Genomic DNA, 14,494 nt, shown 5'->3' with positions numbered 1-14,494 from the left:
CAACACGTACATCGGGACGCGGCACGCGCGGCACCCCGCCCCACCTGCCCTTCGGCCCTTGACCGCAGACGCCGTTCAAGGCGCCGTCGGCAAACTGCCGGGGCAGTCCCTCGGGAAGATCCTCCCAGACGCGCAGGACGATACCGGTACATCGGGCCGGCGATCAGACCGGCGGGAGCCGACAGCTTGGGTTCGGCCGGTGCCGGAGCGCGGACGGCCGGGACGGCCCCCCGAGCGCACTACCGGCGACGGGGCGCGCGTGCCAGCATGGATGTGTGGATCCGGAGACGCCGTAGGGGCGCTTCGAGACGACAACACAGGAGTACACCCATGCAGCAGTCGACGCAGCCTGCCCGGAAACAGGACGAGGCGCCCACCGTGAGCGCCCTGTACGGAGGCAAGCGCAATCGCCGCGTGAGCGTGCGGGACCTCGCACTCGCCAAGGAGCGGGGCGAGAAGTGGCCCATGCTCACCGCCTACGACGCCATGACCGCCTCCGTCTTCGACGAGTCCGGCATCCCCGTGCTCCTCGTCGGAGACTCGATGGGCAACTGCCACCTCGGGTACGAGACCACCGTGCCCGTCACCATGGACCAGATCGCCATGCTGACGGCCGCCGTCGTACGGGGCACCAGCCACGCCCTGGTCGTCGCCGACCTGCCGTTCGGCGCGTACCAGGAAGGCACGATCCAGGCTCTGCGCAACGCCACCCGGCTCGTCAAGGAGGCCGGGGCCGGAGCGGTGAAGCTGGAGGGCGGCGAGCGCTCCGCCGACCAGATCCAGCTTCTGGTGCGCTCCGGCATCCCCGTCATGGCACACATCGGGCTGACCCCGCAGTCCGTGCACGCGATGGGCTACCGCGTACAGGGGCGCGGCGAGGAGGCCGCGGCGCAGCTGCTGCGGGACGCGAAGGCCGTGCAGGACGCGGGAGCCTTCGCCGTGGTCATGGAAATGGTGCCCGCGCCGGCCGCCGCGGAGGTCACCCGCTCGCTGCACGTGCCGACCGTCGGCATCGGAGCCGGGGCCGAGTGCGACGCGCAGGTCCTGGTCTGGACGGACATGGCCGGGCTCACCCCGGGAAAGCTGCCGCGCTTCGTGAAGCGGTACGCCGAGTTGCGGGGTGCCCTCGGCGACGCCGCGCGCGCCTTCGCCGAGGACGTCGCCTCCGGGGGGTTCCCGCAGGAGGAGCACTCTTTCCAGTGAGGGCGCCTGCCCCGAGTGCCCCTTGAGGGCGTAGAGCGACCGCCCGTAAGAGCCCCCGGGGGTGCCCCCCTTTCCCCAGTTCTCGCCCGGAGGTGCCGCCAGGGGGCTCTTGCGTGTAGGTGAGCTGTCGGTCTTTTGTCGGTGGGGACTGACACATTGTTCTCATGACGCGAGAGAAGACGACGAACGCGGTCGAGGTCCGTGGACTGATAAAGCACTTCGGGGAGACGAAGGCCGTCGACGGCATCGACCTGGATGTACGCGAAGGCACCGTCATGGGTGTGCTGGGGCCCAACGGGGCGGGCAAGACGACCCTCGTCAGGATGCTCTCCACCCTGCTGCGGCCCGACGGGGGCTCGGCGAAGGTCGCCGGGTACGACGTGGTGCGCCAGCCCCGCCAGCTGCGGCGCACCATAGGTCTCACCGGGCAGTACGCCTCGGTGGACGAGAAGCTTTCGGGCAGGGAGAACCTCTACATGATCGGGCGGCTGCTCGATCTGCCCCGCGCCGAGGCGCGCAAGCGCGCCGACGAGCTGCTGGAGCGGTTCTCCCTGACCGAGGCCGCCAAGCGGCCGGCCAGCAAGTACAGCGGCGGAATGCGCCGCAGGCTCGACCTGGCAGCCTCCATGATCGGCCGCCCCAGGGTGCTGTTTCTGGACGAGCCGACGACAGGCCTGGACCCCCGCACCCGCAACGAGGTGTGGGCCGAGGTGCACAACATCGTGGCGGACGGCAACACCGTGCTGCTCACGACGCAGTACATGGAGGAGGCCGAGCAGCTGGCCAAGGAGCTGACGGTCATCGACCGGGGCAAGATCATCGCCGAGGGCCGGGTGCCCGAGCTGAAGGCGAAGGTCGGCGGTCGCACGCTGGAGATCCGCCCCGCCGATCCGGGGGAGCTGAGCCGGATGGTCGGCGCCCTCGCCCAGGCGGGCCTCGACGGGATCGGGGGCGCCACGGCCGACGAAAAGGCGGGCGTCGTGAGCGTGCCGATCGTCAGCGACGAGCAGCTGACCGCCGTGGTGGGGCTGTTGGGCGAGCGCGGCTTCGCGATCGCCGACATCGCCACCCATCTGCCCAGCCTGGATGAGGTCTTCCTGGCTCTGACCGGCCAGAAGGCCACCCACAAGGACGACGAGAACGAGCTTGAGGAGGTCGCGGCGTGAGCACCGCCACCGTCAAAGCGCCCCGGTCCACCGGGGGATCCTCCGGGCAGGACACGGGCTCGAAGCCCGTGCCGCCCGGTACGGACGAGGGCCGGATCGGGCTGCGGGCCAACCTGCGGCACATCGGCGCACTCGTACGCCGCAACGCCTTGCAGATCAAGCAGGACCCCGAGTCGATGATGGACGCGCTGTTGATGCCCATCATCTTCACGCTGCTGTTCGTCTACGTCTTCGGCGGCGCCATCGGCGGCGGGGGCGGCGGCCGGGAGCAGTATGTGCAGTATCTGATCCCCGGCATGATGGGCATGATGGGCATGTCCATCGCGATGGCGGTGGGCACGGGCATCAACGAGGACTTCCGCAAGGGCGTGATGGACCGCTTCCGGTCCATGCCGATAGCCCGCTCCTCGGTGCTGATCGCCAAGTCGGTCGTCGAGGTCGGCCGGATGCTGGTGGCGATCGTGGTGCTGCTGAGCGTCGGCCTGCTGGTCGGCTTCGACGTGCACGGGCACTGGCTCGGCATGCTGGGCGCCATCGGTCTGACCGCGCTGTTCGGCGCCTCGCTGCTGTGGATCTTCATCCTTCTGGGGCTGACCATGAGCACGGCGCAGGCCGTGCAGGGGGTCTCCTTCCTGGTGCTGATGCCGATGCAGTTCGGCTCCTCGGTGTTCGTGCCGACCGGCACCATGCCCGGCTGGCTCAAGGCGTTCACCGACGTCAATCCGCTGACCCATGTGGCCAACTCGGCGCGCGGCCTGATGCTGGGCGAGGGCCCTGTGGCGAACCCGGTGATGTGGACGGTGATCTGGTCGGTCGGACTGACGCTGCTCACCGCGCCGCTGGCCATCTCCAAGTTCCGCAAGAAGACCTGACGGCCTGTCGGGCGACGGGAGTGGTGCGGGTCGCCGGTTTTCCGCCGGCCCGTCTCCCGTCGCCCTCTCCCGCTGTCACGGCGAGCACCGGAGAGAGACGCGAGCCGCCGGGTCAGGCGTCTTCCACCAGGGCGACGGCCTCGTCGAGGGAGAGGCCGCCGCCCGAGGCGTAGGCATGGGCGTACGCCTCCTCGGACAACACTTCCCGCACCGCCGCTTCGGCGGCCTCCCGCGACTCGCGCTCGACGGGATGCGGGAAGTGCCCCTCGGGCAGCGCGGAGAGGGTGTCGTAGGCGCCCAACAGCCGTGCGGCCGACGCGGGCTCGCCCAGGGAGGCCAGCGCCCGCGACGCGGTCACCAGTTGAGTGAGCGTCAGATGCGGGGCGATGGCCTGCGCTATCGGGTCGCGGGTCTTGCCGATGGCCTCCCGGACCGTGGCCATGGCCTCGTGCGGCCTGCCCTCCAGCGCGTACGTCCACCCCAGCATCCCCTGCACCATCCCGTGGAACATCTGAGGGGAGCGGTCCGCGAACTGTGCCTCCAGGGGCTTCAGTCTCTCCCTGGCCTGCTGGGTCTCCCCGGTGCGCGCCAGCCGCACGGCGAGCTGGACAGCGGCGAGGTTGGGCCCGTCACCGCCGAGGCGCTCGGCCTGCTCCGTCGCCTCCCACAGCAGCCGGTCGCCCTCCTCGGCCCGCTCGGGGTCGCCAAGCTCCACCAGCACCGCCCCCAGCCGGGACTTGAGCTGCGGGACCTGGCTGTGGGCGCCGAGCTGCTCGGCGCGCTCGATGGCGAGCCGGTAGTCGGCCGCGGCGGACGCGAACTCGCCGCGCGCGGTGAGCGATTCGCCCCGGCCCGACAGCGCCTCGGCCTCGCCCCAGGCGTCGCCTGCCTTACGGAAGATCTCCAGGCTCTCGGCCGCGTCCTGGCCCGCCCGCTCCCAGGTCGCGGAGCAGTCGCTGGTGAGTTTGGCGCGCAGCTGGAGGACGAACGCCAGCTCCCACTCGTAGCCCAGCTCGCGGCAGCTCTGGACGGTCCGGTCCGCCACCTCGCTCAGTCCCGCGAAGTTGCCGTTCATGATCCAGGCGAAGATCCACATACAGCCGGGAACACGGCAGGTCTGCGGCATCCCGAGGGTGTAGGTCCGCGAGATGTTGCGCAGCCGCTCTTGATGCTCGGGCGCCGCCATATCGACGACCCCGTCCTCCGAGTCGGCCAGCACCATCAGCCGCGCCCCGCGCCGGGCCTCCCACAGCATCTCCTCGCTCATGGGCGGCGGCGTGTCCGTGCACCGCTCGTGCAGCGCCGGCGCGGGCCGCACCGGGGAGGCGAAGGGATCGGGACCCAGCTCGGCGGCGGCACGGGTCCAGGTGCGGGCGTCGCTGCGGTGGTCGCGCAGCGACCAGAACCAGCCCATGGACAGGACCAGGCACAGCGCCTCGTGCTCCTCGTGCGCGGCGACCGCGCGGCGCAGCGCGGAGCGGATGTTGTCGTGCTCGCTCTCCAGCCGGTCGAGCCACACCGCCTGCTGGGGGCCGCGCAGCAGCGGGTCGGCCGTGCGGGCCAGTTCGCGGTAGGCCACCAGGTGGCGGCGCTCGGCGCGCTCCCGCTCACCGGGCACGGCGTCCAGCTTGCGCGCCGCGTACTCGCCGACCGTCTCCAGGAGCCGGTAGCGCATCCCGTCTCCACGGGAGTCGGGGACGGCCACCACCAGCGACTTGTCGACGAGCGAGCCGAGGAGCGCCGCGGTCTCGCCGTCGTCGCCCCCGGGAAGGTCGGCGCAGACCTCCTCGGCCTGCTCCAGACGGCAGCCGCCCGCGAAGACCGACAGCCGCCGCAACACCGCCCGTTCGGCCTCGCTCAGCAGCTCCCAGGACCAGTCCACGACGGCGCGCAGCGTCTGCTGCCGGGGCAATACGGTGCGGCTCCCGCTGGTCAGCAGCCGGAAGCGGTCATCGAGGCGGCGGGCGAGCTGAGCGGGGGTGAGCGAGCGCAGCCGGGCCGCCGCCAGCTCGATGGCCAGCGGCAGCCCGTCCAGGCGGCGGCAGATCTCGGCACACGCCTCGGGGTCCTCGCCGGTCCGGAAGCCGGGCCGCGCCGAGGCGCCCCGGTCGGCCAGCAGCTGGAGCGCGACGGGGTCGGGCAGTGGCTCGACAGGCCGTACGGACTCGCCGGGCACGCCCAGCGGCTCCCGGCTGGTGGCGAGCACCGTCACCCCGGGGCACTCCACGAGCAGGGTCTCCACGACCTTGGCCGCCGCGTCGATGACGTGCTCGCAGTTGTCCAGCACCAGCAGCATGCGGCGGTTGGCACACCGCTCGGCCAGCTGGGCCAGGGGGTCGGCGGCCGTGGGGTCGGTGGCGGCGCGCAGGCCCTCGGCGGTGGACCCGCGCAGCACCGTCTCGCGTCCGCCCAGCGCGGTCAGTACGGCCTCGGCGGTCTCCTGGTAGTGGTGCGGGTCGCGCACGGGCGCCAGTTCGGCCACCCACACGCCGTCCTCCCAGTCGGTGCCGGAGCGGCTGCGGGCGTCGGCCGCCGCCTCCAGGGACAGCCGCGTCTTGCCGGCACCACCCGGGCCGGTGAGGGTGACCAGGCGCGTGGTGCTCAGCTCGCCGCCGATGCCCCTGATCTCCTCGGCCCTGCCGACGAAGGAGGTCAGCCCGGCACGCAGGTTGCCGGGTGCCTGGCGTACGGAGCCCGGCCCACCCGGCTCGGGCGCCCGCGGTCCGCCTCCCTGCGGCTCGGGGCGCAGGGGCCCGGGTCTTGGCGGCTCAGGTCTTTGCGGCCCGGGTCGCAGGGGCCCGGGTCTCGGCGGCTCGGGTGTCTGCGGCTGGGTCAGCAACTCGGTGTGCAGGGCGCGCAGTTCGGGACCGGGGTCGATACCGAGGCGGTCGGCCAGCCGCACTCTGATGCCCTCGTACGCGTCCAGCGCCTCGGCGGCCCGGCCCGCGTCGCGCAGCGCCCGCAGCAAGAGGGCCTGGAGCGGCTCGTCCAGCGGGTGGCCGGAGGCGAGCTGCCGCACCACGGGCAGCACCGCCTCGGCCCGGCCCAGCGCCAGGTCCGCCTCCGCCCTGTCCCTGCGTGCCGTCAGCCGGCGGTCGGTGGCCCGCACGCCCGCCGCGCCGCCCCCGTCGGGCAGGTCGACCAGCGCGGGGCCGCGCCACAGCCCCAGCGCGTCGTCCAGCAGAGCCGCGGCCTTGTCCGCGTCGCCCTCGGCGAGCGCGGCGGCCCCCTCCCCCGCCAGCCGTTCGAAGCGGAAGAGGTCGATGTCGTCCCGCCCGGCCGCCAGGCGGTAGCCGCCGCCTTCGACGGAGCCGACGGCCTCCCGGCCCAGCGACCTGCGCAGCCTGCCGACCAGCGCCTGGAGCGCGGCCGTCTCGTCCGCCGGCGGCTCCTCGTCCTCGGCCCACACGGCGGCTGCCAGCGCGTCCGTGCGGACGGCGCGGCCCCCGGCGAGCGCGAGCGCGGTCAGCAGGGCACGCAGCCGCGCCCCGCCGACCGGCACCGGGGTGCCGTCCTCGCGGAACACCTGCGTGGTCCCCAGAACGCGAAACAGGTAGCGCACCCTCACATACTGCCAGCAGCCGCTCACCCGGCAGGCGGCGCGGCCTCCCGCAGGGCCCGTACCGCCGCGGCGACGGCGGGACGGCGCGAGACGCCCGCGCGCCAGACGGCGAACAGCCGCCGCGTCGGGGTCGGTTCCAGCGGGCGCAGCTCCACGCCGTCCGGCAGCGGGCCCCTCCCCATGCGGGGCAGCAGCGCGATGCCCAAACCGGCCGCCACCAGCTCGACCTGGGTGGCGTACTCGGCGATGTGGTAGCCCACTTCCGGCTCCTGCCCCACCGCGCGCAGCGTGCTGTACAGCCAGTCGTGGCAGACGGTGCCGGGCGGCTGGCACACCCAGCGGAAGCCCGCCAGATCCTCCAGTACGAGCGAGGCGCGGGCCGCCAGCGGATGCCCCGAGGGCACCAGCACCTCGCACCGGTCCTCCCCCACCGGCTCCCTGCACACCCCCTCGGGCGCGGGCATGGGCGCGATGTCCCAGTCGTGCGCGAGGGCGAGGTCCACCTCGCCCCTGGCCGCGAGGCCGACGGACAGATGCGGGTCGACCTCGCTCATGCTCAGGCCGAGATCCGGGTGTTCGGCGGAGAGCCGGGCCAGCACCCCGGGCATCAGGCCGCGTGCCGCGCTGGGGAAGGCGGCCAGCCGCAGCCGCCCGGCGGGCCGGCCCCTGCGCTCCTCCAGCGCGACCTCGGCCCGCTCGGCGAGGCCCAGCATCTCGCCCGCCGTGCGCACCAGCACCAGCGCGTCGTCGGTCAGCGCGATGCCCCGGCCCTGGCGCTCCAGCAAGGTGGCGCCGGTCTCCCGCTCCAGCTTGGCCACCTGCTGGGAGATCGCCGAAGGGGTGTAGCCGAGCGCCTGCGCGGCGCCCGCGACCGAGCCGTGCGTGTGGACCGCGTGCAGGGCACGCAACCTCCCCAGATCGAGCATCGCCGACCCCGTCCTCTCCCAGCGCGCACTTCGGCGCGGTCTCGCCCAGCGCCGTCCCGTCTCGGCATCGCCCCGCCTCGGCGTCGTCGCAGCGTCGTCTCACCCGGTGCCGCCCCGCCGCACTCTTCAGCGTTGCTGAATCCAACTATGCAGAAAGCATCGCTGGTGCTGAACAGTGGGGCCCGCCAGGATCGGACGCATGCGAATGCGTCCCCTCCATCTGTCCCTGGCCGTGCTGGTCGCCGCCCTGTGGGGCGCCAACTTCGTCGTGATCGAGATCGGGTTGCGGCACTTCCCGCCGCTGCTCTTCTCCGCCCTGCGCTTCCTGGTCGCCGCGCTGCCCGCCGTCTTCTTCGTCCGCCGCCCCCGGGTGGCCCTGCGCTGGATCGTGGCCGTCGGCGCGGTGCTGGGGGTCGCGAAGTTCGGGCTGTTGTTCATCGGGATGCAGCAGGGGATGCCCGCCGGGCTGTCCTCGCTGGTGCTCCAGGTGCAAGCGGTCTTCACGGCGGTGCTGGCCGCCGTGCTGCTGCGCGAACGGCTGGGCCGCACCCGGCTGTCCGGGATGGTCCTCGCCCTGACGGGGATAGCCGTGGCGGCCGTCGGTCAGGGTACGGCGGGGCCGCTGGGCGCCTTCGCACTGGTCATCGCGGCGGCGGCGTTCTGGGGACTGTCCAACGTGCTGACCCGTAAGGCCGCACCCCCCGACGCGCTCTCGTGGATGGTGTGGGTCAGCCTGGTGCCGCCGCTGCCGCTGTTCGCGCTCTCCCTGCTGTTCGAGGGGCCCTCCGCCGACCTCGCCGCGCTGCGCTCGCTCGACCTGAGCGGCCTGGGCACCCTCTTGTACGTCGGCTGGGTCACCACGTTGTTCGGCTTCGGCGTATGGGGCATGCTGCTGCGGCAGTACGACGCCTCGACGGTCGCGCCCTTCTCCCTGCTGGTGCCGGTCTTCGGAATGACATCGGCGGCGCTGCTCCTCGGGGAGGGGATCACGCTGCTGGACGGGGTCGCGGCGGCGCTGCTGATCGGCGGCGTCACCGTCGTCTCGCTGGCGGGACGCGGACCCTCCCGGGAGGTGGCACGCGGCCCTCAACAGGCAGCGCCGATGGCCACTCCCGCCGACGCCCCCACCCCGGCCGGCGGCCGGAGCTGACCCCGGCCGACGCATCTCGCGCCTCGGAGCGACGATTCACCCGACGTTCGACGCCTGACGCCCGACACTCGACGTTCGACGTTCGACGCCCCGCAGCTCCGGGCGTTCCCACGCGGGGCGTTCCCGCACGGGGCGTTGCGGTCCTGCGCGGGGCGCTCCTCACGCGCGGTGTTCCTCACACGGAGCACGAGGGGGGCGCGCCGTGTGCGGAAAGGCGCGGCGTGCGGGGAGGCGCGCGGCATCGAGGGCGGCGAGGTCGTCGCGGAGCCACTGCGGGGCCAGCGCGTAGGCGGCGTACTCACGGGCGTGCGGGAGGCAGGCATCGACGGTGCGGCCGGGCCCGGAACTGCCCTGCACCATCGCCACCGTCATGGCCTCCCGCACACGCCGGCCACAGCGCACGCAGTGGCCGGGCCGCACCAACCGCTCGACGGCATCGCCGCGTTCAGGCATCACCATGGGAGCCCCACCTCACGCCGGGTGGCCGCCGCCGGCAGCATCGGAGCAGGCACAAGTACCGGTGACCACGACCGGCCGGTAGCTGCCCTGCGCCACCTCGCTGCCGAAGACGCGCCGCTCTTGTCGACAGTGCGGACACCGGGTGGCCTCCGCTCGGGCCGCCTGTGTGATGGCGGCGACCGCTCTTTCCGCTCGCGTCGCGCTCGCGCTACTCGCCGCGGCGGCGGAACAGCCCGGACATCGGCACGGCGGCCAGGTCGTGGTCACCAGCGGGGTCCCGGCCCGGAACCTGCGCTGTCTGCCCCACGACCGGCCGGCGTCCCGGGAGACGCGGATCGTCATCACGCCCATGTCCGCGCCTCCCCTGTCCGGAGGGCCACCGGCCAGGCGAAGGCGCGGGTGGATCGCGGGAATGGGTGGCCGGCCTGAGCGGGCCCGGGCGGGGATTCCGTCGCCGGAGAATCGCTCGTTGTCTGCCGTGCTGTGACGTGCTCTGAACGCGCGATCCGGCTCATGCGGGCTCCATTTGCCTCAGGCGGACTCCGTCTGAAAGTTGAATACGGAAAGAAAGGCGCTGACGTTCAGCCGAACTCGCGCCGCGCGCCGCGCGAGTGCCGTCGCGGACCCCACGCAAGTGCCGTCGCGGGCCCCGTAAGCGCCATCGCACGCCGCACGAGTGCCGTCGCAGGCCACGCGAGTGCCGTCGCGGGCCCCGCCCCGGGGCGGGCTTGCCCAGCCGTCGGCCGGGCACGGGCGCGCCGTCTCGCAAACACCCGTACCGCGTGGGCAGTTCGCGGGGCATGCCCTCGGGCCGGTACGGTCTGGCCCCATGACCAGCGCATCCACCCACCCGGAGCACCACCGCATCAGCCCGGTCTTCCTCGGGCTCGTCGCGATCATGGCCATCTCCGGCTGGGCCGTGTGGTCCGGCTGGGCGGAGGTGACGGGCGTGTCCGTCTTCTTCTTCGTCGTCTCCAGCTGGATCGTCTCGCTCTGCCTGCACGAGTACGCGCACGCGCGCACCGCGCTGCGGGCCGGGGACCTGTCGGTCGGCGCGAAGGGCTACCTGACGCTCAACCCGCTGCGGTACACCCACGCGCTGCTCAGCATCGTGCTGCCAGTGATCTTCGTCATCATGGGCGGGATCGGGCTGCCGGGCGGCGCGGTCTATATCGAGCGGGGCCGGATCTCGGGCAAGTTGAAGCACAGCCTCATCTCGGCCTCGGGCCCGCTGACCAACGCGCTGTTCGCCGCGCTGCTGACCGCGCCGTTCCTGCTCGACGCCATGGGGGACGTGCCGGTCGCCTTCCGCTGCGCGCTGGCCTTCCTCGCGCTGCTCCAGGTGACGGCGGCGCTGCTGAACCTGCTGCCCGTGCCGGGGCTGGACGGGTTCGGCATCATCGAGCCTTGGCTGTCGGAGAAGGTGCGGCGCCAGGCAGAGCCGTTCTCCAACTTCGGGATCCTGATCGTCTTCGGCTGCCTGTGGATCCCGGAGATCAACGGCGCCTTCTGGACCGCCATCGACTCCCTGCTCCGCGTCCTGGGCGTCTCCGAGCTGGAGACCTTCCTCGGCCTCGAATACTTCCGCTTCTGGCAGGGCGAGCCGCAGAACGTCTTCGTGCCGTAGCCGGGGGCGTCTTCGTGCCGGTAACCGCGGGCGTCTTCGTCCCGTGGCGCCGTGAGGTGCGCGCGTGAGCGTCGTGGGGTGCGCGCGGGGGTGCCGTGAGGTGCGCGCGTGACTACTGCCGCGCGGTCCTCCGCCGGTGGTAGTACCAGGCCATGTTCGAGGTGAGGCCCGCCAGGAGGATCCAGACCACGCCGAGCCAGCTGCCGTACGCGAAGGAGACCACCGCCGCGACGACGGCGAGCAGGCAGATGACGGTGGCGTAGAGGGTGAGGCCCCTCGGGACGCGGGCTGGCATGGTCGGGCTCTCCACGGGATGGTCGGTGCGCCGGTGGGCGCGCTGGCTGCACGGTGTGCGGGTGCGGTGTGCGAGGGCCATTCTCCCTCACCCTGCCGGACCGGCGGCGCTCGCCCCGTCCGCCCCCTTCCCCTGTTCCTGCCCCTCCGGGCGCGTCTCCGCCCCGCGTGCCCCCTCCCCCCGTTCCTGCCCCTCCCGGCGTGCCTCCCGCCTCCCGTACATCACGTCGAAGAGTGCGACGACCAGCGCGGCGACGACGAAGCACAGCGCCGCCAACAGGCCGTAGTCCAGCGCCGTCGCCCAGTCGTGGCTGCTGGCCAGCCAGGCGAAGAAGACCGCGCCGACGGCCGCGACCCCCGCCGCCGACCCGATGCGCTGCCCGGTCTGGAGCACCCCGCCCGCCGCGCCGCCCTGGGCGATCGGTACGGACTGGAGCGCCAGGGTCTGGTTCGGGGAGATCACCAGCCCGGAGCCGAGCCCGGCCACCAGCATCGGCGGGGCCATCGCCCAGCCCACCGAGTGGTTCTGCACCTCGTGCACGGCCAGCCCCGCACCGCCGAGCCCGATCGCCACCAGCACCAGCCCGGCGGCGATCAGTGGCCGCCCGACCCGGATGACGAAGCGCCCGCCGACGGCCGCCGAGACCGCCGAGCCGACCGCGAACGGCGTCAGCGAGAGGCCCGCCTGGAGGGCGCTGTAGCGCATCCCGTTCTGGAGGAAGAGGGTGAAGACGAAGAAGATCGTAGTGAACCCCGCGAAGTAGAGCAGCCCCAGCAGCGCGCCCAGCGAGTACGAGCGGTCGGCGAACAGCCGCAGGTCCACCAGGGGCTCGCGCCCCGCGCGCAGATAGGACCGCTCCCACCGCAGGAACGCGAAGATCAGCAGCACCCCCACCGGCTCCAGCAGCCACTTTCCCGGCCCCTGCCACTGGCGCTCCTCCACCAGCGGCAGCATGATCGCGATGACCCCGGCGCCCAGCAGCAGCACCCCGAACGGGTCGAAGGACTCCCGCCGCGAGCTGTCGCGCTCCGCGCAGGCGGCGGGCACCAGGCGCAGTCCGAGACAGAAGGCCAGCACGCCGATGGGCAGGTTGACGAAGAACACCCAGCGCCAGCCCTCAGCGGCCCCGAACGCTTGGATGAGCAGCCCGCCCAGCAGCGGTCCGACCGCGGTGGAGATGCCGATGGTGGAGCCGAGCAGGCCGAACGCCTTGCCCCGCTCGGCGCCCCGGAAGAGCTGCTGGATCATGCCGGAGATCTGCGGCATCAACAGCCCGCCGCCGATGCCCTGGACGAGCCGCGCGATCACCAGCCAGCTCGGGTCCTGCGCCAGGCCGCAGACCACGGAGGCGACGGTGAACAGCACGAGGCCCGCGAAGAAGGCCGTACGCCGCCCGAGCGCGTCGCCCAGCCGGCCGGAGGGCACGAGTACGAGGCCGAAGGTGAGCGCGTAGCCGGAGACCACCCACGAGAGGGCGGACTCGGAGGCGCCCAGGCCCTTCTCGATGGCGGGCAGCGCCACGTTCACGATCGAGACGTCGAGCAGCGCCATGAAGCCGACGATCAGACAGACCGTGAGGGCCTTCCAGCGCCGGGGGTCGGGGACGTACTTCCCGGACGCCCCTGCCCGTGCGGCGGCGGACCCCGGCTCCGTTCCCATTCCGCGCCTCCTGGCGGCCCCGCCGCTCTGGCCGGACGCCGCTGTCCCATGATGGGCGGGCACGGCGCGGCGCGCATGCGGGGCGCCGTCAGCCGAGCGCGGCGCGCCGCCCCGTACGGCGCTGTGGTGCCGTCAGCCGTGTGCCTGGTCCGCCAGCTTCCCGGTCAGGTCCGTGACCTGCGTCTTGGTGAGCGCGGTCCTGTCCTCGCCGAGGGAGACGACCAGCGCGAGGTCGCCCTTGCCGTCGGCGGAGAGCCGTACGGAGGCGACGTTCCCGCTGGGGGTGAGCACGGGCTTGCCGGCGGGTGCCTTGGACGCCTCCGCGGCGTAGGCCTTCAGCTCCGTCATTGCCATGCCCGCGTCGTGCTGGACCTGCGGGAGCAGCACGCCGACGGCCGTCCCCTTGCCGACGCCGACGGTGAACACGTGCGCCTTCTCCTTGCCGATGCCGTAACCGCAGCTCACCAGCGCACCCTTGAACAGGGTCAGCGGCGCGCTCGGATCGCTCTTGTCCGCGGTCTCACCGCTGACGGTGCCCGCCCGGATCCGCTCCCCGATCCGGGCGGACTTCGCGGCGGCGGCCATGTCGAACGGCACCGGACAGGTCTCGCCGGGGTCGGCCGCCATCTCCTTGACCCTGCCGACGCTCAGGGGCGCGTGCGAGCCGTCGTCGGAGCGCGAGCCCGGGCCAGAAGCGGTGCCGGAGCCTGACCCGGTGCCGGAGCCCGCGCCGGAATGGGAGCCGGTACAGCTCGCCAGCACCCCCGCGATGACGGCCGCCACCACGTACCCCTTGTACTTCCGCTGCTCCCCCACCGCGCCCGTGCCCTCAGATGTCGGTGAGGCGGACGCCCGCGTGCGCCTTGTAACGGCGGTTGACGGAGATGAGGTTGGCGACCAGCGACTCCACCTGGTGCGCGTTGCGCAGCCGTCCGGCGAAGACCCCGCGCATCCCGGGGATGCGCCCCGCCAGCGCCTGCACGATCTCGCAGTCGGACCGCACCTCGCCGAGCACCATCACATCGGTCTCGATCTCGCTCACCTCGGGGTCGGAGAGCAACACCGCCGACAGGTGGTGGAAGGCGGCGGTCACCCGCGACTCGGGCAGCAGCGCGGCGGCCTGCTCGGCCGCGCTCCCCTCCTCGGGCACCAGCGCGTAGGCGCCCTTCTTGTCGAAGCCGAGCGGATTGACGCAGTCGACGACGAGCTTGCCCCGCAGCTCCTCGCGGAGCGACTCGACGGTCTTGTAGTGGCCCTCCCACGGCACCGCGATGATCACGATGTCGGAGTCCCGGGCGCACGCGGCGTTCTCCGCGCCCCGCACACCGTGGCCGAGCTCGTCGGCCGCCTGCTGGGCCCGCTCGGCGGCCCGCGAGCCGATGATCACCTGCTGCCCGGCCCGCGCGAGCCGGTAGGCGAGCCCGCGCCCCTGGTCCCCGGTACCACCGAGCACGCCGACGGTCAGCCCGGAGACATCGGGCAGCTCCCAGGGGTCCTTCTTGGGCGCGGCGGCCTTGGCGGCACCGCCTTCGGGGGCGGAAGAAGCAGGAGAAGTCATACGCCGCATCCTGCCAC

Annotated in this window: 12 protein-coding genes; 5 read left to right on the top strand and 7 right to left on the bottom strand. The window is 73.0% G+C overall.

Translation table 11 applies throughout. The features are described 5' to 3' along the window. Positions 1-330 precede the first annotated feature (330 nt). The 3 genes from panB (at position 331) to OHB04_RS30045 (ending at position 3,241) form a co-directional block, all read left to right on the top strand. Entirely contained in the window at positions 331-1,203 is an 873-nt protein-coding gene (gene panB, locus OHB04_RS30055) for a 3-methyl-2-oxobutanoate hydroxymethyltransferase (protein ID WP_326808684.1), read from the top strand. Positions 1,204-1,367: 164 nt separating this feature from the next. Next, positions 1,368-2,369 carry an ATP-binding cassette domain-containing protein gene (locus tag OHB04_RS30050; RefSeq protein WP_326690763.1) on the top strand — a complete coding sequence of 334 codons (1,002 nt, stop codon included), beginning with the start codon at positions 1,368-1,370 and terminating at the stop codon, positions 2,367-2,369. Beyond that, the gene (locus OHB04_RS30045; protein WP_405803290.1) at positions 2,366-3,241 is read left to right on the top strand and encodes an ABC transporter permease; all 876 of its coding nucleotides are present in this window, start codon (positions 2,366-2,368) and stop codon (positions 3,239-3,241) included. Before OHB04_RS30050 ends, OHB04_RS30045 begins: the two co-directional genes overlap by 4 nt. Before the next feature lie 112 nt (positions 3,242-3,353). Here the strand turns inward: OHB04_RS30045 and OHB04_RS30040 are convergent, their stop codons facing one another. Continuing rightward, positions 3,354-6,809: an AfsR/SARP family transcriptional regulator gene (locus tag OHB04_RS30040; protein WP_442814985.1), complete on the bottom strand. Its 3,456-nt coding sequence runs from the start codon at positions 6,807-6,809 to the stop codon at positions 3,354-3,356. A 17-nt stretch (positions 6,810-6,826) separates the two neighbouring features. Further along, complete coding sequence (locus tag OHB04_RS30035; RefSeq protein WP_326690761.1) at positions 6,827-7,729, bottom strand: LysR family transcriptional regulator; 903 nt, start codon at positions 7,727-7,729, stop codon at positions 6,827-6,829. Between the two features lie 205 nt (positions 7,730-7,934). Between OHB04_RS30035 and OHB04_RS30030 the strand changes: the two genes are divergently transcribed. Then, complete coding sequence (locus OHB04_RS30030; RefSeq protein ID WP_326809555.1) at positions 7,935-8,879, top strand: EamA family transporter; 945 nt, start codon at positions 7,935-7,937, stop codon at positions 8,877-8,879. Between the two features lie 159 nt (positions 8,880-9,038). Here OHB04_RS30030 and OHB04_RS30025 read toward each other — a convergent pair whose 3' ends face one another. Beyond that, positions 9,039-9,338 carry a hypothetical protein gene (locus tag OHB04_RS30025; RefSeq protein ID WP_326690760.1) on the bottom strand — a complete coding sequence of 100 codons (300 nt, stop codon included), beginning with the start codon at positions 9,336-9,338 and terminating at the stop codon, positions 9,039-9,041. Positions 9,339-10,167: 829 nt separating this feature from the next. Here OHB04_RS30025 and OHB04_RS30020 point away from each other — a divergent pair. Then, positions 10,168-10,965, top strand: coding sequence for a site-2 protease family protein (locus OHB04_RS30020; RefSeq protein ID WP_326690759.1), 798 nt, complete (start codon positions 10,168-10,170; stop codon positions 10,963-10,965). A 112-nt stretch (positions 10,966-11,077) separates the two neighbouring features. Here the strand turns inward: OHB04_RS30020 and OHB04_RS30015 are convergent, their stop codons facing one another. The 4 genes from OHB04_RS30015 to npdG form a co-directional block, all read right to left on the bottom strand. Continuing rightward, the gene (locus OHB04_RS30015) at positions 11,078-11,260 is read right to left on the bottom strand and encodes a hypothetical protein (protein WP_326692983.1); all 183 of its coding nucleotides are present in this window, start codon (positions 11,258-11,260) and stop codon (positions 11,078-11,080) included. Positions 11,261-11,347: 87 nt separating this feature from the next. Continuing rightward, positions 11,348-12,919 (bottom strand): MFS transporter, encoded by a 1,572-nt coding sequence (locus OHB04_RS30010; RefSeq protein ID WP_326808682.1) that lies wholly within the window; start codon positions 12,917-12,919, stop codon positions 11,348-11,350. A gap of 132 nt (positions 12,920-13,051) precedes the next feature. Beyond that, positions 13,052-13,735: a hypothetical protein gene (locus OHB04_RS30005; protein ID WP_326690757.1), complete on the bottom strand. Its 684-nt coding sequence runs from the start codon at positions 13,733-13,735 to the stop codon at positions 13,052-13,054. 13 nt (positions 13,736-13,748) lie between these two features. Further along, the gene (npdG, locus tag OHB04_RS30000) at positions 13,749-14,477 is read right to left on the bottom strand and encodes an NADPH-dependent F420 reductase (RefSeq protein ID WP_326690756.1); all 729 of its coding nucleotides are present in this window, start codon (positions 14,475-14,477) and stop codon (positions 13,749-13,751) included. Between the last annotated feature and the right edge of the window lie 17 nt (positions 14,478-14,494).

Source organism: Streptomyces sp. NBC_01775 (genome assembly GCF_035917675.1).
In the GTDB taxonomy this organism is placed as follows: Bacteria; Actinomycetota; Actinomycetes; order Streptomycetales; family Streptomycetaceae; genus Streptomyces.
Note: the sequence above shows the minus strand (reverse complement) of the source record. Positions and strands in the feature narration are given on the sequence as shown.